20 protein-coding genes and 1 tRNA gene are annotated in these 18,258 nt (G+C 45.5%); 17 read left to right on the top strand and 4 right to left on the bottom strand.

Annotated elements, in window-relative coordinates; genetic code table 11:
• Window positions 1-18 precede the first annotated feature (18 nt).
• The 4 genes from AOC29_RS04760 to AOC29_RS04775 are packed head-to-tail and all read right to left on the bottom strand — an operon-like array spanning window position 19 to window position 3,399.
• Window positions 19-609 carry a YSC84-related protein gene (locus AOC29_RS04760; RefSeq protein WP_215296954.1) on the bottom strand — a complete coding sequence of 197 codons (591 nt, stop codon included), beginning with the start codon at window positions 607-609 and terminating at the stop codon, window positions 19-21.
• Between the two features lie 29 nt (window positions 610-638).
• Window positions 639-2,027 (bottom strand): efflux transporter outer membrane subunit, encoded by a 1,389-nt coding sequence (locus tag AOC29_RS04765; RefSeq protein WP_215296956.1) that lies wholly within the window; start codon window positions 2,025-2,027, stop codon window positions 639-641.
• 23 nt (window positions 2,028-2,050) lie between these two features.
• On the bottom strand, window positions 2,051-3,007 hold the full coding sequence (locus tag AOC29_RS04770) for an HlyD family secretion protein (protein ID WP_215296958.1): 957 nt from the start codon (window positions 3,005-3,007) through the stop codon (window positions 2,051-2,053).
• 2 nt (window positions 3,008-3,009) lie between these two features.
• Complete coding sequence (locus tag AOC29_RS04775; protein WP_215296960.1) at window positions 3,010-3,399, bottom strand: DUF3302 domain-containing protein; 390 nt, start codon at window positions 3,397-3,399, stop codon at window positions 3,010-3,012.
• A gap of 283 nt (window positions 3,400-3,682) precedes the next feature.
• Here AOC29_RS04775 and rpsO point away from each other — a divergent pair, with 283 nt between their 5' ends.
• From rpsO to nuoK, 17 genes are all read left to right on the top strand, one after another.
• A complete protein-coding gene (gene rpsO / locus AOC29_RS04780) occupies window positions 3,683-3,952 on the top strand; it encodes a 30S ribosomal protein S15 (protein ID WP_068948469.1) in 270 nt (89 codons plus the stop codon).
• Window positions 3,953-4,219: 267 nt separating this feature from the next.
• Window positions 4,220-6,376, top strand: coding sequence for a polyribonucleotide nucleotidyltransferase (pnp, locus tag AOC29_RS04785; RefSeq protein WP_215296962.1), 2,157 nt, complete (start codon window positions 4,220-4,222; stop codon window positions 6,374-6,376).
• Between the two features lie 23 nt (window positions 6,377-6,399).
• Window positions 6,400-7,398, top strand: coding sequence for an NAD(P)H-quinone oxidoreductase (locus tag AOC29_RS04790; RefSeq protein ID WP_215296964.1), 999 nt, complete (start codon window positions 6,400-6,402; stop codon window positions 7,396-7,398).
• 13 nt (window positions 7,399-7,411) lie between these two features.
• On the top strand, window positions 7,412-8,170 hold the full coding sequence (tpiA, locus tag AOC29_RS04795; RefSeq protein WP_215296966.1) for a triose-phosphate isomerase: 759 nt from the start codon (window positions 7,412-7,414) through the stop codon (window positions 8,168-8,170).
• Window positions 8,171-8,192: 22 nt separating this feature from the next.
• Window positions 8,193-8,537, top strand: coding sequence for a preprotein translocase subunit SecG (gene secG, locus AOC29_RS04800; RefSeq protein ID WP_215296968.1), 345 nt, complete (start codon window positions 8,193-8,195; stop codon window positions 8,535-8,537).
• Window positions 8,538-8,623: 86 nt separating this feature from the next.
• A tRNA-Leu gene (locus AOC29_RS04805) sits at window positions 8,624-8,708 on the top strand.
• Window positions 8,709-8,817: 109 nt separating this feature from the next.
• Window positions 8,818-9,177, top strand: a complete 360-nt coding sequence (locus AOC29_RS04810; protein WP_068948474.1) for an NADH-quinone oxidoreductase subunit A — start codon at window positions 8,818-8,820, stop codon at window positions 9,175-9,177.
• Window positions 9,178-9,182: 5 nt separating this feature from the next.
• On the top strand, window positions 9,183-9,665 hold the full coding sequence (locus AOC29_RS04815) for an NADH-quinone oxidoreductase subunit B family protein (protein WP_215296970.1): 483 nt from the start codon (window positions 9,183-9,185) through the stop codon (window positions 9,663-9,665).
• Between the two features lie 3 nt (window positions 9,666-9,668).
• Window positions 9,669-10,268 (top strand): NADH-quinone oxidoreductase subunit C, encoded by a 600-nt coding sequence (locus tag AOC29_RS04820; RefSeq protein WP_215296972.1) that lies wholly within the window; start codon window positions 9,669-9,671, stop codon window positions 10,266-10,268.
• Window positions 10,269-10,271: 3 nt separating this feature from the next.
• The gene (locus tag AOC29_RS04825; protein ID WP_215296974.1) at window positions 10,272-11,525 is read left to right on the top strand and encodes an NADH-quinone oxidoreductase subunit D; all 1,254 of its coding nucleotides are present in this window, start codon (window positions 10,272-10,274) and stop codon (window positions 11,523-11,525) included.
• 23 nt (window positions 11,526-11,548) lie between these two features.
• Complete coding sequence (gene nuoE, locus AOC29_RS04830) at window positions 11,549-12,055, top strand: NADH-quinone oxidoreductase subunit NuoE (RefSeq protein WP_215296976.1); 507 nt, start codon at window positions 11,549-11,551, stop codon at window positions 12,053-12,055.
• Window positions 12,052-13,350, top strand: coding sequence for an NADH-quinone oxidoreductase subunit NuoF (gene nuoF / locus AOC29_RS04835; protein ID WP_215296978.1), 1,299 nt, complete (start codon window positions 12,052-12,054; stop codon window positions 13,348-13,350). The genes nuoE and nuoF overlap by 4 nt, the downstream gene beginning before the upstream one ends.
• A gap of 31 nt (window positions 13,351-13,381) precedes the next feature.
• The gene (nuoG, locus tag AOC29_RS04840; protein ID WP_215296980.1) at window positions 13,382-15,697 is read left to right on the top strand and encodes an NADH-quinone oxidoreductase subunit NuoG; all 2,316 of its coding nucleotides are present in this window, start codon (window positions 13,382-13,384) and stop codon (window positions 15,695-15,697) included.
• Window positions 15,698-15,706: 9 nt separating this feature from the next.
• Window positions 15,707-16,780, top strand: coding sequence for an NADH-quinone oxidoreductase subunit NuoH (gene nuoH / locus AOC29_RS04845; RefSeq protein WP_215296982.1), 1,074 nt, complete (start codon window positions 15,707-15,709; stop codon window positions 16,778-16,780).
• An 11-nt stretch (window positions 16,781-16,791) separates the two neighbouring features.
• Window positions 16,792-17,283 carry an NADH-quinone oxidoreductase subunit NuoI gene (gene nuoI, locus AOC29_RS04850; RefSeq protein ID WP_215296983.1) on the top strand — a complete coding sequence of 164 codons (492 nt, stop codon included), beginning with the start codon at window positions 16,792-16,794 and terminating at the stop codon, window positions 17,281-17,283.
• 21 nt (window positions 17,284-17,304) lie between these two features.
• Window positions 17,305-17,949, top strand: a complete 645-nt coding sequence (locus AOC29_RS04855; protein WP_215296985.1) for an NADH-quinone oxidoreductase subunit J — start codon at window positions 17,305-17,307, stop codon at window positions 17,947-17,949.
• The gene (gene nuoK, locus AOC29_RS04860) at window positions 17,949-18,257 is read left to right on the top strand and encodes an NADH-quinone oxidoreductase subunit NuoK (RefSeq protein WP_215291988.1); all 309 of its coding nucleotides are present in this window, start codon (window positions 17,949-17,951) and stop codon (window positions 18,255-18,257) included. The genes AOC29_RS04855 and nuoK overlap by 1 nt, the downstream gene beginning before the upstream one ends.
• Window position 18,258: the final 1 nt, after the last annotated feature.

An 18,258-nucleotide genomic window follows, 5' to 3' on the forward strand; every position in this document is an offset into this window, starting at 1 on the left:
CGACATCATCTTTTAAGCTTATTTATTCAAGTCGGTATTTTTATAGTACTTAGTGCCTTTGCCCGTGATTTCTGCAGCAATACCTGAGTCTGTTAGTTGGTACATCAAGACGCCAGGAGCAACGACGGTGGCGTCTTGATAGGCTCCACCATCCTTGTCATATTTGGCCGCGGCAGTAACTTGACCTCCAAAAGTCCAGCCTGAATTGACAAAGTCATTGAGTGCTGCTTCAGTCTGGAAGATAAAAATATTTTGAAATGACTTAATGCCAAGACCAATTCCTGCTTGAACTTCAGCCATATCCATGTAAATCGTTTTTTTGGATGCCTTATTAATAACAACACCAGTTCCTGTTCCGCCTCCAGCAATCAATATCTTCATACCAAAGTTACTAAACGTAGCATAACCACTCGATTGCTCGATGAGATATTTTGCTTTTGGCTGCGCCCGGTAAAGATCACTCAAGATCTCTTCATTCTTCTTTAGAATCTCTTGCTTTTGCTGAGCCACTGTTTTGCTGGGTCCAAAAACAGAAGAAAATTGAGCATAAGAATGCATTGGTAATAAAAGTACGGCACCGCATATAAGAAGGGAAAGTAATTTATTCATAGTGATGTATTGGTTAATGAAGATGAGTATTAATCAGCCGAGCCACCTAAGGCTAGGTAGAGATTAATTCGTTGGGCTAGGGCATCTACTTGGCCTTGGCGCCAGCTAATATCTGTAGTATTGGTTTTAATGCGTTGTTGCTGAATTTGGCGTTGATCAACTCTGCCAATCTGAAATTCAGATTCAGTGTTTTTCATGACTTGTTTTTGTTGTATCAATTGAGTTTGTAATTGCAAACTACGCTCACGCCAGGTTGCCTCGCCATTGAGCGCATTCTCCACATCATTAAAGGCTGCAAGAACGACTTTGCCGTAATTGGCTAAAGCTGCTTGCGCTTCAGCATTTTGATAAGCAATTTGGGCTTCAATTGCGCCACCTTGGAACAGAGGGAGCGCTACATTGGCACCAACGCCAAAACTGGTGCTGGCACCGTTCACCAGTGTAAAGATTTGGCTATTGATGTACCCATAACCCGCAGTCAAACTAATTTTAGGAAGCCGTGCGAGTCGTTTTTCATCAGCAAGATAGAAGGCGCTATTAACACGTGCTTCAGCGGCAATCAGATCCGGTCTGCGTTCTAATAAATCTGCTGGTAGTCCTGGCTCAACCGGTTTTGGAAGCGCTGGTAATGCAGTCGATTTCAAGGGCTCAGCCTTTGGATAGCGTCCCACCAGTGTCTCTACAGCGCGCAGTGCTTGGTCGCGGGCTAAGGCGCTATTGAGTGCCAGCTCCTGTGCTTGAGCCGCATTAATTTTGCTACTTGCCACATCATTAAAAGAAGATGCACCAATTTTTTCTCGAACTTGTGTCAAGTCGGATATTTTTTGAGATGCGTCAGCATTCTCTTTGGCTAACTGTGCTTGTTCTTGTAGGCTGCGCGCAAGCCACACTGATTTAGCTAAGGTCGCAATCAAAGACAGGCGGGCAGCATCTTGATCGGCATTAATAGCCTTAGAATTTTGTTCTGCGCCTGCAACGGATGTACGTACGCGACCCCATAGATCCAGTTCCCAGTTGGCGCCGATGTAAAAACCAGTTAGACCAGTTCCACTAGAGCCTACTTTGCTACCGCTATTGCCGATGGCATTAATACCGGGGTACTGTGACCCGCCAGCAGCACTAATGAGGGCCTCAGACTGAGTTCTGCGTGCTGCGATGATACGAATGCTGGGATTGTTCTGTAATGCTTCGGCTACTAAGGCATTTAATTCAGGATCATTAAATTGTTTGAGCCATGCGTCATCTACTGTCACAGCATCTTGCTTGCTAGCTTGATTAGTCTGAAATTGCCTGGGAACGCTAGCATTAGGAATGGATTGATCAACCAGTTCCTGGTTGCTCTTAAGTGGGCTAATGGTGCAAGCACCCAATGCTACTGCCCCTAGCAAATAGAGTGAAGCTTTATGAAACGAGTTCATATGAAATTTATACATCTCTATTTTTAATGTAGTTTTGGAATGATGTAATTGAGCTTAGTGCTAATCCGCAACATCACCTTACGAATGATGTGTAAGAACGCAAGATGATCGGTGTAGACCGCACCATCTCCAACGGCCCCAGCAGGGAGTAATAACTCTGCATGTCGATCATCCATTAGTAACTTCACGGCAAATCGATTGACCGGAATTTCTCTCAAGCCTGTAGTAGGTAGATTGCCGCTCACACTGATTTGACCTTGACCTTCCGCTAGGATGATGGACTCAACCTTTGCCTTGAGGATCTTGCCCGGAAAACTAGGAATGTAAAACTCAGCCTCATTACCAACTTCAATTTGATGTAACTCATTTTGATTAAACAAGGCATAGATTTGCGGTGTGTCTTCCATGAAAGTCATGACTGAAGCTATCGGAAAGGCTGCGACAAAAGCTCCAGGGCGCAACTGCACGTTGACGACAGTACCATCACTTGGTGCTCGAACAACGGTTTGCTCTAGATCATATTCAGAATGAATAGTTTGTTCGCTAAGTTCTGCTAAATCCGCTTGGGCTTTTTCTAAATCAAAGCGGTTACCCGAACCGCTCTTCACAAGCGCTTCATTTTCTTTTGCGCGCAACTTCGCTAGTTTCAGTTTGGCTTTGAGCGCATTCACTGAAGCTTGATATTGAGTGGGGTCGATCTTGAAGAGGACATCTCCTTTTTTGACGCGTTGATTAACTGTTACAGGCACTTCAGTGACACGACCTTTTACTTGACTCACAATGCCAACAGAATTTCTGACAACGACTACATTGCTAGAGGAGGGTGAAAAGATATTCAGTAGCAAGATCAGCGTAATCATTCCCACAACAGGAATCGTAAAAACGATTACTTTTGCTACCGCATTCCAGGGGAGTAATTTGTATTTAAAAAAGATTAACCAAACAATGCCGGCATAGATGCCAAGAATCAGTGCTTCCATGCTTATTTCACCTCAGTATTCTGGTCTTCCTGATGCTCTTTATCTATGGGCATGTATTTATCGGTTCCATAGGCAAGCTTGTACATCGTGGGGCGGGTGTACGCCCAAAGATAAGCAAAAGGCCAGAGGAGGCCTCCAAAAAAGAAGGAGAGCAGACACAGGGCATGAATCGCATCTCGCTGGGGGTGCTCTCTGCGCTTAGCAATGGTATCGGGCAGGATATGGACATACCAAAAGCCAGCAATAAAGCCGACGGGCAGAATGATGAGCACTACCCAAGAGACGATATTGGCAAATCCATCAATCATTTCTGGTGGCAAAAAGGAGGCGTATGAGAGTGATGGCAGCAATAAAAAGGCTAAAACAGGACTGATAATGAGGGTCTTTTTCATGATTTTGGGCATAAATGGCTAGATATGGGTTCAAAATGCTGCTTGAGGGTCTAAATTGCTGATTTCTAAGTAATTTATCACGCATTTTTAAAAATGCTTATTAGCCCTGTAAGCAATAAATTTGCTTCCAAAAGGTCCAGGGTCGCAATCCTTCCTCAAAAAAGAGGCAATCTGTTACAATTCGAGGGCTTTGATTTGTAAAGCTTTTTTGTTTTATTTTGTTAATAACGCACGACACAAATTGGGTGAAAGCTCAAGTGTTCGCAAGTAAGGAGTATTAAAAATGGCAGTTGCTGATATTAAAACGGCGGAAATCGTCAAAGAAAACGCGCGTAGCGCAAACGATACGGGTAGTCCTGAAGTGCAAGTTTCATTGCTTACAGCCCGCATCAATGAATTAACCCCCCATTTCAAGGCTAACGCTAAAGACCATCACAGCCGTCGCGGTTTGTTGAAGATGGTTTCACGTCGCCGTCGCCTCTTAGATTACCTCAAAGGCAAAGATTTGGATCGCTATCGCGCATTGATCGACAAATTAGGTCTCCGTAAGTAATTCTTATCAGTATTGCAATGCCATCTCACTTAGGGTTGTTTCTTTCCAGAATCAGTCTTAAGAAGGTGGCATGTTTTTTGAGCGCTTTTAGATTATTTGTGTAGGGGATCGTGTCATTCCAATGAGTTTCTGAATGTGATCAGAGTCTCCCTGGAATGGCATCCCTTGTGATCCGAAATCGCTCCAGTGTTGTCGTGACACTGCTTTATCCCACGACAAGCGTAATGCTCATGTGAGAATTGCGTGAACAATTTGGAGAAGATCAGAATGACAATGTTTAAAAAAGTAGTAAAAAGTTTTCAATGGGGCAATCATCAAGTAACGATGGAAACTGGTGAGATTGCTCGCCAATCTGGTGGTGCCGTAATCGTCAACGTAGATGACACTGTAGTTATGGGTACGGTAGTTGCTTCAAAGTCTGCAAAGCCAGGCCAATCCTTTTTCCCATTGACAGTGGATTATTTAGAAAAAACTTACGCAGCAGGTAAGATCCCTGGTGGTTTCTTCCGTCGCGAAGGTCGTCCATCTGAAGGTGAGACATTGATTTCCCGCTTGATCGACCGCCCACTGCGTCCACTATTTCCTGAGGGTTTCTTGAATGAAGTTCAGGTTGTAGTGCATGTGTTGTCTATCAACCCAGACGTTCCTGCTGATATTCCTGCTTTGATTGCTGCTTCTGCAGCCTTAGCCGTTTCAGGCATTCCATTTGCTGGCCCAGTTGGCGCAGCACGTGTTGGTTACGCTAACGGTCAATACCTTTTGAATCCAACTCGTACAGAACAAGCTACCAGCGAACTCGATTTGATTGTTGCTGGTACTCAAGCAGCTGTATTGATGGTGGAATCTGAAGCAAACCAATTATCTGAAGATGTGATGTTAGGTGCAGTGGTTTATGGCCATGACCAAATGCAAACCGCGATTAACGCTATCAATGATTTGGTACGTGAAGCTGGCAAGCCAGAATGGGATTGGACTGCCGCCCCTAAAGATGAGCCATTTATTGCTAAGGTCACTGCCTTGGCTGAAGCCCCATTGCGCGAGGCCTATCAGATTCGTCAAAAGGGTGCTCGTTCAGACAAGCTCAAAGAGATTTCTAAAGAAGTTTTGGCGAAGTTATCTGAAGAAGGTGATGTTGATGCCGTTGCTGTTAGCGACATCATGTTTGAAATTGAAGCGAAGATTGTCCGTAGCCAGATTTTGAACGGCGAGCCACGTATTGATGGTCGCGATACACGTACTGTGCGTCCGATTGAAATTCGTAACGGCGTATTGCCGCGTACCCACGGTTCTGCATTGTTTACGCGTGGTGAAACACAGGCTTTGGTTATTGCCACCTTAGGTACTGCACGTGATGAGCAAATCATTGATGCGCTCGAAGGTGAATACCGAGATCGCTTCATGTTCCACTACAACATGCCTCCGTTTGCTACTGGCGAAACTGGTCGTGTAGGTAGCCCAAAGCGTCGTGAAATTGGTCACGGTCGTTTGGCTAAGCGTGCATTGATACCAGTATTACCTAGCCCAGAGGATTTTGCATACAGCATCCGTGTTGTTTCAGAAATCACAGAGTCCAATGGTTCTTCATCTATGGCTTCCGTCTGCGGTGGCTGTTTGGCAATGATGGACGCTGGTGTTCCAGTAAAAGCTCATGTTGCTGGTGTAGCAATGGGCTTGATTTTGGATGGCAATCGTTTTGCCGTGTTGACCGATATCTTGGGTGACGAAGATCACTTAGGCGATATGGACTTCAAGGTAGCAGGTACTGCAAACGGTATTACTGCGCTCCAGATGGATATTAAGGTTCAAGGTATTACGAAAGAAATTATGCAAGTTGCTTTGGCACAAGCGAAAGAAGGTCGTTTGCACATTTTGAGCAAAATGCAAGAAGCCATGGGTTCAGTTCGCACAGAATTGTCTGCTCATGCTCCACGCATGGTGTCATTCAAGATTCATCCAGACAAGATTCGTGAAGTGATTGGCAAGGGTGGCGCAACGATTCAGGCTTTGACTAAAGAAACTGGTTGCAGCATCGATATCAAAGATGACGGAACAGTCACGATTGCTTCCACTAGTGCTGAAGGCATGGCTGAAGCGAAAGCCCGTATCGAAGGTATCACTGCTGAAGCTGAAGTTGGCAAGATCTATGAAGGTCCAGTAGTGAAGTTGCTTGAGTTCGGTGCTTTGGTCAACATTCTTCCTGGTAAAGACGGACTCTTGCATATCTCTGAAATCTCCAATGAGCGTGTAAAAGAAGTTAAAGATTACTTAGCAGAAGGCCAAGTGGTTCGCGTGAAGTTGTTAGCCGCTGATGAGCGTGGTCGTTTGCGCTTATCTCTCAAGGCTGCAATGGCTGATGAAGGTGGTTCGATTGCTCCTTTGGCTGGTGTTGCAACTGAAGCTGCTCCAACTGACGAAACTGCTTAAGTTAATTTCAGTCGGAGTTTTCAATGCGCGTAATTGAGATCAAAGAATTTGGCACGCCAGAAATGCTGGTGCCTAGTACTCGCCCAGACCCAGCGGTTCCGACTGCTGGAACTGGCGAGGTTTTGATTAAGGTACTCGCAGCAGGAATTAATCGCCCTGACGTTTTACAGCGTAAGGGTCATTACCCAGTTCCTGCTGGTGCATCCGATATTCCTGGTCTTGAAGTTGCTGGTGAAATTATTGGTGGTGATTTAGTTCACGCAGATAATGCTTTCGGCCTCAAGGTAGGTGACAAGGTTTGCGCCTTAGTTCAAGGCGGTGGTTATGCAGACCTTTGTATTGCACCGATTGCCCAGTGCTTACCTTATCCAACCGGATTTACTGATCAAGAAGCGGCAGCATTGCCTGAAACTTTTTACACCGTCTGGAGCAATGTCTTCATGCGCGGTGAATTGTCAGCAGGTGAAACTCTCTTAGTCCAAGGCGGTTCAAGCGGTATTGGCGTTACCGCTATTTTGCTTGCTAAAGCTATGGGACATAAAGTGTTTGTTACTGCTGGTACCAATGAAAAGTGTGCCGCATGCATGAAGTTGGGCGCTGATCTCGCTATTAACTACAAGACACAAGATTTTGTAGAAGAAGTGAAGAAGGCTACTGACGGTAAAGGCGTTAATGTCATCCTCGATATGGTGACTGGCGCTTATGTGCAGCGTGAAATCGATTGCTTGGCTGATGATGGTCGTATTGTGATCATTGCAATTCAGGGTGGATCGAAAGCTGAAGTGAGTACCAATCAAATTCTACGACGTCGTTTGACGATTACTGGTTCAACCTTGCGTCCACGTCCAGTATCATTCAAAAAACACATTACCAAACAGTTGCATGATCATGTTTGGCCTTTACTTAATGCAGGTAAGTTAAAGCCGGCAATCTATAAAACCTTTACGCTGGATCAAGCGGCAGATGCACATCGATTGATGGAGTCCTCTGAGCATGTTGGCAAAATAGTTCTCACGGTTTAATTCAATAAAACTTATGCGTCCACTCATCGTCATCGGTAACTGGAAAATGAATGGTAGTCTTGCAAGTAATCAAGATTGGGTTAAAACCGTTTCCCGGGGTATGGAAAGCGGCATGCCTGCTGGTCGCAAGTTTGCTGTATGCCCACCGTCTCCTTATTTAGCTCAGTGCGCTCACTTAATTAAAGAACATTCTTTGGCGTTTTTAAGCTTAGGCGCTCAAGATGTCTCGGCTCAAACTTCTGGTGCTTATACAGGAGAGACAAGCGCCGCTATGCTCAAAGAGCTCGGCTGTCAGTATGTCATTGTTGGCCACTCTGAGCGTCGTCAAATGCATCATGAGGTGGATGAGATTGTTGCAGCAAAGGCACTTCAAGTATTAGATAGCGGTATGACTCCCGTGATCTGTGTTGGTGAGACTGCTGATGAGCGCAATTCTGGCAGAGCTGAAGAGATTGTTTGTGGTCAGATAGCCAAGCAAGTCTCAGTGCTTCAGGATCGCTTGGCTGATTGTCTCATCGCTTATGAACCAGTGTGGGCGATTGGTACTGGCAAGGTTGCCAGTGCGCAGCTTGCTCAAGATATGCATCGTCATATTCGTTTGCAATTGGCTGAGTTTGATGAGGATGTCGCATCACATGTAGGAATTTTGTATGGTGGCAGCATCAAGCCTGACAATGCTGTTGAATTGTTTGCCATGCCCGATATTGATGGTGGATTGGTGGGGGGTGCTGCGCTAGATCCTCAAGATTTTCTTGCAATCTGTCAGGCATAGATTTTTTATTTGGAGAGAAGCTGTGGAATGGTTTAAGACTTTATTAATCGTGTTGCAGGCAATTTCAGCTTTGGCTGTGATTTTGCTAGTGCTATTACAGCAAGGCAAGGGCGCTGATATGGGCGCTGCTTTTGGCTCTGGTTCCTCAGGGAGCTTATTTGGCGCTAGCGGTTCGGCCAATTTTTTATCCCATACAACAGCCGTCTTTGCTGCAGTCTTTTTTATCAGTACTTTGGGGATTACTTGGCTTGGTAACAAGAAGGAAGTCAGTCCTGGGGTTCTCTCTGGAACCGTCGCTCCTGCAGTAACGCCAGCTGCTCCGACCGCTCCTGCTCAAGATCCAAGCAAACCAGCAGTTCCTAAGTAAAAAAGTAGGTTTTTACTGATTTTTCTGCCCGATATTTAGGGTGGTTTAGTTGTGCAATGCAGTAGAATTGACAGGTTTTGCAAGATGCCGACGTGGTGAAATTGGTAGACACGCTATCTTGAGGGGGTAGTGGCTTAGGCTGTGCGAGTTCGAGTCTCGCCGTCGGCACCAAGAAATGATGTTTAGCTAGAGTTTTGCTCTAAATCAATAGATTTAGATGTGGATTATTTGATAATTTGTTTTTTTTGAAGAAGCGCTAGAAGAACGACTCAGGACCATTTTGAATCTCGCTAATTACTTTCCTGTTCTGCTTTTTATCCTTGTAGGTATTGGGGTGGGATTAGTCCCCATGTTCCTCGGAAAAATTTTGGCTCCCTCGAAGCCTGATGCCGAAAAACTCTCCCCATATGAGTGCGGTTTTGAAGCCTTCGAAGATGCCCGTATGAAGTTTGACGTGCGCTATTACCTGATTGCTATTCTCTTTATTTTGTTTGATCTTGAAACCGCATTCCTCTTTCCTTGGGGTGTTGCGTTACGTGATCTCGGCTGGTTTGGCTACGCCTCCATGGTGATTTTCCTGTTGGAATTCATAGTGGGATTTGTGTATATCTGGAAAAAGGGCGCTCTCGACTGGGAGTGATCGATATGGCATTAGAAGGCGTTCTCAAAGAAGGATTTGTTACCACTACTGCAGACCAGTTAATTAACTGGACTCGCAACGGCTCTTTATGGCCCATGACCTTTGGTTTGGCCTGTTGCGCAGTGGAAATGATGCACGCTGGCGCATCCCGCTATGACTTAGATCGCTTTGGTGTCGTTTTCCGCCCCTCTCCACGTCAATCTGACTTGATGATTGTTGCTGGTACCTTATGTAACAAGATGGCCCCAGCTTTGCGCAAGGTGTATGACCAAATGCCAGAGCCACGTTGGGTAATCTCTATGGGATCCTGCGCAAATGGTGGTGGTTATTACCATAACTCCTATTCTGTAGTGCGCGGTTGCGACCGCATTGTGCCAGTCGATATTTATGTTCCCGGTTGTCCTCCAACAGCAGAAGCTTTGATTTACGGTGTTATTCAGTTGCAATCCAAGATCGCTCGCACCAGCACGATCGCGCGGAAAGCCTAAGCCATGTCAGATCGTTTAGTTCAGCTAGCCGCTAATCTCGAAAAGGTTCTTGGTAAACGCATTCAATCCGTTGAGCTTGCCTTGGGTGAAGTGACTGTCGTTCTTAATGCGGAGACCTATTTTGAATCTGCGATGTTGCTGCGGGATGATGCATCATTAGCGTTCGAGCAATTGATCGATTTATGTGGCGTTGACTACCAAGACTTCCGTGACGGTGCCTGGGGTGGGCAGCGTTTTGGTGCAGTAAGCCATTTACTGTCTATCAAACATAACTGGCGTCTAAGGGTACGGGCTTTCGCTCCTGATGATAGTTATCCACTGCTAGCCTCTATCACCCCAGTTTGGAATTCAGCGAATTGGTATGAGCGCGAAGCATTCGATCTCTACGGCATTATCTTTGAAGGTCATGAAGACCTGCGTCGCATCTTGACTGACTATGGCTTTATTGGCCATCCATTTAGAAAAGACTTCCCAATCAGTGGCAATGTAGAAATGCGCTATGACCCAGAGTTAAAGCGAGTTGTTTATCAGCCAGTCACGATTGAAGCGCGTGAAATTACTCCCCGGATCGTTCGCGAAGAACAGTACGGAGGCCCGGTTTAAGCCATGGCGCAAATTAAGAATTACACCCTCAATTTTGGTCCTCAACATCCTGCGGCGCATGGCGTATTACGTTTAGTGCTTGAGTTAGATGGTGAAGTGATTCAGCGTGCTGATCCGCATATCGGTCTATTGCATCGTGCAACTGAGAAATTAGCAGAGACTCGTACTTGGATTCAGAATGTTCCTTATATGGATCGTTTGGACTATGTGTCCATGATGGCCAATGAGCATGCCTATGTATTAGCCATTGAGAAGTTATTGCAAGTAGACGTTCCATTACGTGCGCAATACATTCGTGTCATGTATGACGAGTTAACCCGTCTGCTAAATCATTTACTTTGGATCGGCTGTCATGGTCTAGACGTTGGTGCAATGGCGGTATTCTTGTATGCCTTCCGTGATCGCGAAGATATTTTCGATATGTACGAAGCTGTATCTGGTGCTCGTATGCATGCTGCTTACTATCGTCCGGGTGGCGTATATCGCGATTTGCCAGATCAAATGGCTCAATACGATAAGTCTAAGATTCGGAGCACATCTGCTGTAAAACGCTTGAATGAAAACCGTAGCGGCACCTTGCTTGACTTTATTGAGCAATTTGCTAGCGGCTTTGATGCCAATGTAGATGAGTATTGCAATCTATTAACTGACAACCGCATTTGGAAACAGCGTTTAGTGAATATTGGTGTTGTCACTCCTGAGCGTGCATTGCAACTGGGCTTTACTGGCCCAATGTTGCGTGGTTCTGGTATTGAGTGGGACTTGCGTAAAAAGCAGCCATATGAAGTGTATGACCGCCTTTATTTTGATATCCCAGTGGGCGTTAATGGCGATTCATACGACCGTTATTTAGTGCGTATGGAAGAGATGCGTCAATCTAACCGCATCATTAAACAATGCGTAGCTTGGTTAAAAGCAAATCCAGGTCCCGTGATGAGCGATAACCATAAGGTTTCTCCACCGAAACGCGTGGATATGAAAACCAATATGGAAGAATTGATTCACCATTTCAAACTCTTTACTGAAGGTATCCATGTACCTAATGGGGAAGCTTACTCTGCGGTTGAGCATCCAAAAGGTGAGTTTGGAATTTACTTGATTTCTGATGGTGCTAATAAGCCATATCGTATGAAGATTCGTGCTCCAGGATTTGTACATCTTTCAGCGATGGATGAGATGTCACGTGGTCACATGTTGGCGGATGCTGTAACCATTATTGGTACGCAGGATATTGTGTTTGGGGAGATTGACCGCTAATTAAGCGTGCCAAGGATGAATTAATGACAACAACCCTTCAACTATCCGACAAAACGCTGGCAGATATTGCCCGTAACGTTGCTAAATATCCGCCAGAGCAAAAGCAGTCTGCCGTGATGGCTTCCTTGATCGCCGCTCAAACTGAAGTCGGCTGGGTCTCGCCAGAGGTGATTGCCACCGTTGCACAAATCCTAGAAATGCCGACGATTGCTGTAGAAGAAGTGGCCACTTTTTACAATATGTACAACACTAAGCCTATTGGTAAATATAAGCTGGTGATTTGTACGAATTTGCCTTGTCAATTAACCCATGGTGAAACTTCAGCCAATTACTTAAAAGAAACTTTGGGTATTGGCTTTAATGAAACGACAACTTGTGGCACCTTCACATTAAAAGAGGGTGAGTGCATGGGTGCCTGCGGCGATTCACCGGTCATGCTCGTCAATGACAAGCGCATGTGCAGTTTGATGAGTAAAGAGAAGATTGATACTCTTTTAAGTGAACTCCGTGCAGAAGGGAAAGCAGCATGACTAGCTTGCACGATCGTCACATTAAGCCCTTAATCCTTGCAGGATTGAATGGTGATAACTGGCGCTTAAGGGATTACGAGAGTCGTGGTGGCTACCAGCAGTTACGTCGATTAATTAATGATAAGGTTGCACCTGATGCAATCATTGCTGAATTAAAAGCATCCTCATTGCGTGGTCGTGGTGGTGCAGGCTTTCCAACTGGCTTGAAGTGGAGTTTTATGCCACGTCAATTTCCAGGACAAAAATATTTAGTTTGTAATAGTGACGAAGGTGAGCCGGGGACTTTTAAAGACCGTGACATCATGCGTTACAACCCACATGCCTTGATTGAGGGCATGATTATTGGTGCATACACCATGGGGATTTCAACAGGTTATAACTATATCCACGGCGAAATTTGGGAAGTGTATTCACGTTTCGAAGAGGCTTTAGAAGAGGCGCGTGATGCTGGTTACTTAGGCGACAAAATTCTAGATAGTGATTTCTCATTTCAATTGCATGCCACGCCAGGTTGGGGTGCTTATATTTGTGGTGAAGAAACCGCTTTGCTTGAATCCTTAGAGGGTAAAAAAGGCCAACCGCGCTTTAAGCCACCATTCCCAGCTAGCTTTGGCTTGTATGGCAAGCCAACTACTATTAACAACACTGAAACATTTGCTGCTGTGCCATTCATTTTGGCTATCGGCGGCCAAGCTTATTTGGATCTTGGTAAACCTAATAACGGTGGAACAAAGATTTTTTCTGTATCGGGTGACGTAGTGCATCCTGGTAACTATGAAATTCCATTGGGCACACCATTTGCAGAGCTCTTAAAGCTTGCTGGCGGTATGCGTGAAGGTAATGCTTTGAAATCTGTCATTCCTGGTGGATCATCTGCACCGGTAATACCTGGCACGCAGATGATGGATCTGACGATGGATTACGACAGTATTGCGAAAGCAGGATCTATGCTGGGTTCTGGTGCTGTCATTGTGATGAATGAAACCCGTTGTATGGTTCGTGCTTTAGAGCGCCTTTCTTATTTTTATCACGAGGAATCTTGTGGTCAGTGCACACCATGTCGTGAAGGTACCGGATGGCTATGGCGAATTGTGCACCGGATTGAACACGGCCAAGGTCGCCCCGAAGATTTAGATTTATTAAATGATGTTGCTGCCAACATTCAAGGCCGTACGATTTGCGCTTTGGGTGATGCAGCTGCAATGCCAGTGCGTGGCATGTTGAAGCATTACATGGATGAATTTACGTATCACGTAGAACATAAGCGCTGCTTAGATTCTGTAAAACCTTTATAAGTTATTGAGCACGGGACATCTTAAAGTGAGCATGGTAGAAATTGAATTAGATGGTAAGACAGTAGAAGTTCCGCAAGGTTCGATGGTGATGCACGCCGCGAATAAGCTGGGTAGCTACGTCCCGCATTTCTGCTATCACAAGAAGTTATCCATTGCTGCTAACTGCCGTATGTGCTTAGTGGAAGTTGAGAAAGCACCAAAACCATTACCTGCTTGCGCTACACCAGTAACCCAAGGCATGAAGGTGTTTACCCATTCTGCAAAGGCAGTAGAAGCACAGCGCTCAGTGATGGAGTTCTTGCTGATTAACCACCCACTCGATTGCCCCATTTGCGATCAAGGTGGTGAGTGCCAATTACAAGACTTGGCAGTGGGCTACGGTAAATCGAACTCACGTTATGACGAAGAGAAGCGGGTTGTATTTCATAAAAATGTTGGCCCCTTGATCTCGATGCAAGAGATGAGTCGTTGTATTCACTGCACCCGTTGCGTGCGCTTTGGGCAAGAAGTTGCTGGCGTCATGGAATTGGGCATGATTAACCGTGGCGAGCATTCTGAGATCTCGACATTCCTTGGGCAAACAGTAGATTCAGAGTTATCTGGAAACATGATTGATTTGTGCCCAGTAGGCGCACTCACTAGCAAACCATTCCGTTATGAAGCCCGAACTTGGGAACTGGGTCGCAAGCGTTCAGTGAGTCCACACGATAGTCTGGGTGCTAATACAACAGTGCAAACCAAAGCTAACAAAGTCATGCGAGTGGTTGCTTTGGAGAATGAGGCGATTAATGAATGCTGGATTAGCGACCGTGACCGCTTTTCCTATGAAGGCTTAAATAGCCAAGATCGTATCACTACACCCATGGTCAAGCAGGGTGGTCAGTGGTTAGAAACTGATTGGCAATCTGCTTTGGATTACGTTGCCCATTCTTTGAAGACGATTTCTGCTGAAAGTGGTGCTCAGTCTATTGGCGCATTAGCCCATCCAATCTCCAGCGCAGAAGAATTGCATCTCTTGCAAAAGATTGTGCGCGGCCTCGGCTCCGATCAAATTGAAACCCGTTTACGTCAGACTGATATTCATGGTGCAGCATCTGCTCCTTGGTTGGGTATGCCGGTTGCTCACTTAAGCGAACTTGATCGCGCTTTGGTCATTGGCAGCTTCTTAAGAAAAGATCAACCAGTACTTGCTGCGCGTTTGCGCACTGCATCTAAGCGTGGACTGCAGTTATCTCGGATTGACTCTGGTGGTGATGATTGGCTCATTTCAGCTACCAGCATTGCTGCTGCGCCAAGCGCATGGCTAAATACATTAAGTGAAGTAGCTTTGGCAGTTGCTAAAGCCAAGTCAGTCACCGCTCCAGATGGCACTCCAAATGTTCCAGTTTCAGCTCATGCACAAAAGATTGCTGATAGCTTGCTATCTGGTGCTAAAGCAGCGGTATTGATTGGATCAGCCGCTATTGCCCATCCTCAAGCTTCTGATTTGCATGTCTTGTCACAATTTATTGCTCAGCAAACTGGCGCAACCCTTGGTTTCTTGACGGTTGGCGGAAATGCGGTTGGCGCATCTTTAGTTAACGCCAATGGTGCAGGTGTTGAATCTGTATTGTCAGGCGATCGTCGTGCCATGATCTTGATGAATCTCGAGCCGGACTTTGATTTGCCTAATCCCGAACAGGCTAGAGTAGCTTTGGCTAAAGCCAATACCGTGATTGCCATGACTGCCTACAAATCAGCAGATTTATTAGAATTAGCTGATGTCATTCTGCCAATTACTCCATATACAGAGACCGTTTCTACATTTGTTAATGCAGAAGGTAGAGCTCAGACTGTTCAACCATCTGTTAAACCTTTAGGTGACTCCCGTCCAGCATGGAAGGTCTTGCGTGTACTTGGCGGTCTCTTGAGTTTAGATGGCTTCCTCTTTAATTTGCCAGAGGAAGTTTTAGGAGAGGCATTAGGTGATCACTATTGCACCCGTTTGAGCAATCAAAATACTATCAATACAGTAGTTAATGGCAGCTTACCACCATCCAATGGTCTTGAGCGTGTAACAGATATCAATATCTATGCTGGCGATCAAATTGTGCGTCGTTCATCTGCACTGCAATTAACCCGTGATGCAAAACGTGCCAATCAAGTTGGTTTAGGGCAAGCACTCTTCTCAGAATTCAGCCTGAAAGAGGGGGATGTTGTTCGCGTCACTCAGGGTAGCCAATCCATTGATTTGCCAGCGACACTAGAATTGAATTTAGCCCCTGGTGCCGTCAGAATTTCTGCAGGCACCGTGGCGAGCACACGATTGGGATCCATGTTCGGTCCTTTAACAGTTAGTAAGGTGTAGAGGGTCGAGATGAATGATTTCTTGAACCTCATTACCACCCAAGGGGAAGCTATTTTTGGTTCCTTGTGGCCACTCATTTGGGCCTTGGTCCGAATTGTGATTATCGTTTTGCCCATGTTTGCTTGCGTCGCTTACTTGACGCTTTGGGAACGTAAGTTAATTGGTTGGATGCATATTCGTATTGGACCTAACCGGGTTGGACCTTTAGGTTTGTTACAGCCAATCGCTGATGCATTAAAACTCTTGATGAAGGAGATTATTGCTCCTGCACAAGCTAGTAAGGTGCTGTATTTCATTGCGCCAATTATGGTGATCATGCCGGCGTTTGCTGCCTGGGCAGTGATTCCATTTCAAGCCAAGATGGTCTTAGCCGACGTCAATGCTGGCTTGCTTTACATTATGGCAATCTCATCGATTGGTGTTTATGGTGTGATTCTGGCTGGTTGGTCTTCAAACTCCAAGTATCCATTCCTTGGTGCCATGCGCGCATCTGCGCAAATGATTTCATATGAAATCGCCATGGGCTTTGCCTTAGTGACAGTATTGCTAACTTCAGGCTCTTTGAACTTGAGCACTATCGTAGCTTCGCAAGAGCAGGGCTATTTTGCGAGCCTAGGCTTGAATTTTCTCTCTTGGAACTGGTTGCCATTGTTGCCCATGTTCTTGATCTACTTTATCTCTGGCGTTGCTGAAACAAATCGTCATCCGTTTGACGTGGTTGAAGGGGAGTCTGAGATCGTTGCTGGACATATGGTTGAGTATTCCGGTATGTCATTTGCCATGTTCTTCTTGGCTGAATATGCCAATATGATTTTGATTGCAGCAGTAGCATCCATTATGTTTTTAGGTGGTTGGTTGCCAATCGTTGATTTGCCTATCTTGCGTGATATCCCAGGATTCTTCTGGTTGTTCGGCAAAACTTTCTTCTTGCTGTCTTGCGTTATTTGGTTGCGTGCGACATTACCTCGCTATCGTTATGACCAGATTATGCGTTTGGGCTGGAAGATCTTTATTCCCATCTCAGTATTTTGGGTGGTTGTTATCGGCGCGTGGGTTGTATCCCCATGGAATATTTGGAAATAAGTTGATCAATCATGTTTAAGAAAATTTCCCAATTCCTTGACAGCTTGATGCTCAAAGACATCTTGACTGGCATGTCAATTACTGGTCGTTATCTCTTTAAGCCCAAAATTACTATTCAATACCCAGAAGAAAAGACGCCTTTATCACCGCGTTTCCGTGGCTTACACGCATTGCGTCGTTATGAAAATGGAGAAGAGCGTTGTATCGGTTGCAAACTCTGTGAAGCAGTATGCCCGGCATACGCCATCACTATTGAGACAGCAGAGCGTGATGACGGTACTCGTCGTACTTCTCGTTATGACATCGATTTAACGAAATGTATTTTCTGCGGCTTCTGTGAAGAGGCTTGCCCTGTAGATGCTATTGTCGAAACCAATATCTTTGAATATTTCGGTGACAAACGGGGTGATCTGTATTTCACGAAAGAAATGCTCTTGGCTGTGGGCGATAAGTATGAAAAAGACATTGCCGCTAACCGCGCTATTGACGCACCCTATCGCTAATCGAATCGAGCACCTATCACTATGACATTCGATCCCTCCACTTTATTTGCTGTTTTCTTCTATGGCTTTGCAGGCCTATTGGTTATTTCTGCATTGCGCGTGATTACAGCGCGTAACCCAGTGCATGCCGCTCTGTTTTTAGTATTGGCCTTCTTCTGTGCTTCTGGTCTTTGGATGTTGCTCAAAGCTGAATTCTTAAGCTTGGCTTTGATCTTGGTCTATGTTGGGGCGGTGATGGTCTTGTTCCTGTTCGTAGTGATGATGCTCGACCTTGATCTGGAGCATTTACGCCGTGACTTTAAGAAATATCTGCCGGTCGCTTTCTTAATGGGTGCAGTGATTGTGCTTGAGTTATCAATCGTCATTATTCGCAGCTTCATTGGCACTAATGCACCTGTGCAGCCAATGCCTGAAGAAGTGATGGCCAATAATACCCAAGCATTGGGTATGCTGATCTTTGGTGACTATGTCTACGCCTTCGAAGTTGCCGGTGTGATCTTGTTGGTAGCCATTATTGCGGCAGTTGCATTGACTCTCCGTAATCGTAAAGACTCCAAGTCGCAGAATATTCATGAGCAAGTGAATGTGGTTGCTGCAGATCGCATGCGCATTGTCAAAATGGGTTCAGACATGGCAGCAAAACAAGACGTTAGAGGAGGGAAGTAATGAATATCACTCTAGCGCACTACTTGGTACTGGGTGCGATCTTATTCGCAACTAGTGTTATTGGAATTTTCCTGAACCGCAAGAACGTGATCGTGCTGTTGATGGCTATTGAATTGATGTTGCTTGCGGTCAACATGAACTTTGTTGCCTTCTCGCATTATTTGGGTGATATGGCAGGTCAAGTATTCGTATTCTTTATTCTGACTGTAGCAGCTGCTGAAGCAGCTATTGGTTTGGCAATTCTGGTTGTGCTCTTCCGTAAGGTTGACACCATTAATGCCGAAGACCTTGACCACCTCAAAGGCTAGT

Origin of the sequence: Polynucleobacter sp. JS-JIR-5-A7 (genome assembly GCF_018687935.1) — a bacterium.
In the GTDB taxonomy this organism is placed as follows: domain Bacteria; phylum Pseudomonadota; class Gammaproteobacteria; order Burkholderiales; family Burkholderiaceae; genus Polynucleobacter.

Bases quoted from the DNA above. Each gene is read 5' to 3' on its own strand.
- nuoF (WP_215296978.1), top strand. From the start codon at position 12,052: ATGACTAGCTTGCACGATCGTCACATTAAGCCCTTAATCCTTGCAGGA.
- AOC29_RS04825 (WP_215296974.1), top strand. From the start codon at position 10,272: ATGGCGCAAATTAAGAATTACACCCTCAATTTTGGTCCTCAACATCCT.
- AOC29_RS04760 (WP_215296954.1), bottom strand. From the start codon at position 609: ATGAATAAATTACTTTCCCTTCTTATATGCGGTGCCGTACTTTTATTA.
- nuoH (WP_215296982.1), top strand. From the start codon at position 15,707: ATGAATGATTTCTTGAACCTCATTACCACCCAAGGGGAAGCTATTTTT.
- nuoG (WP_215296980.1), top strand. From the start codon at position 13,382: ATGGTAGAAATTGAATTAGATGGTAAGACAGTAGAAGTTCCGCAAGGT.
- AOC29_RS04855 (WP_215296985.1), top strand. From the start codon at position 17,305: ATGACATTCGATCCCTCCACTTTATTTGCTGTTTTCTTCTATGGCTTT.
- nuoI (WP_215296983.1), top strand. From the start codon at position 16,792: ATGTTTAAGAAAATTTCCCAATTCCTTGACAGCTTGATGCTCAAAGAC.
- AOC29_RS04820 (WP_215296972.1), top strand. From the start codon at position 9,669: ATGTCAGATCGTTTAGTTCAGCTAGCCGCTAATCTCGAAAAGGTTCTT.
- AOC29_RS04815 (WP_215296970.1), top strand. From the start codon at position 9,183: ATGGCATTAGAAGGCGTTCTCAAAGAAGGATTTGTTACCACTACTGCA.
- pnp (WP_215296962.1), top strand. From the start codon at position 4,220: ATGACAATGTTTAAAAAAGTAGTAAAAAGTTTTCAATGGGGCAATCAT.
- rpsO (WP_068948469.1), top strand. From the start codon at position 3,683: ATGGCAGTTGCTGATATTAAAACGGCGGAAATCGTCAAAGAAAACGCG.
- nuoK (WP_215291988.1), top strand. From the start codon at position 17,949: ATGAATATCACTCTAGCGCACTACTTGGTACTGGGTGCGATCTTATTC.
- AOC29_RS04790 (WP_215296964.1), top strand. From the start codon at position 6,400: ATGCGCGTAATTGAGATCAAAGAATTTGGCACGCCAGAAATGCTGGTG.
- AOC29_RS04775 (WP_215296960.1), bottom strand. From the start codon at position 3,399: ATGAAAAAGACCCTCATTATCAGTCCTGTTTTAGCCTTTTTATTGCTG.
- AOC29_RS04765 (WP_215296956.1), bottom strand. From the start codon at position 2,027: ATGAACTCGTTTCATAAAGCTTCACTCTATTTGCTAGGGGCAGTAGCA.
- tpiA (WP_215296966.1), top strand. From the start codon at position 7,412: ATGCGTCCACTCATCGTCATCGGTAACTGGAAAATGAATGGTAGTCTT.
- AOC29_RS04770 (WP_215296958.1), bottom strand. From the start codon at position 3,007: ATGGAAGCACTGATTCTTGGCATCTATGCCGGCATTGTTTGGTTAATC.
- nuoE (WP_215296976.1), top strand. From the start codon at position 11,549: ATGACAACAACCCTTCAACTATCCGACAAAACGCTGGCAGATATTGCC.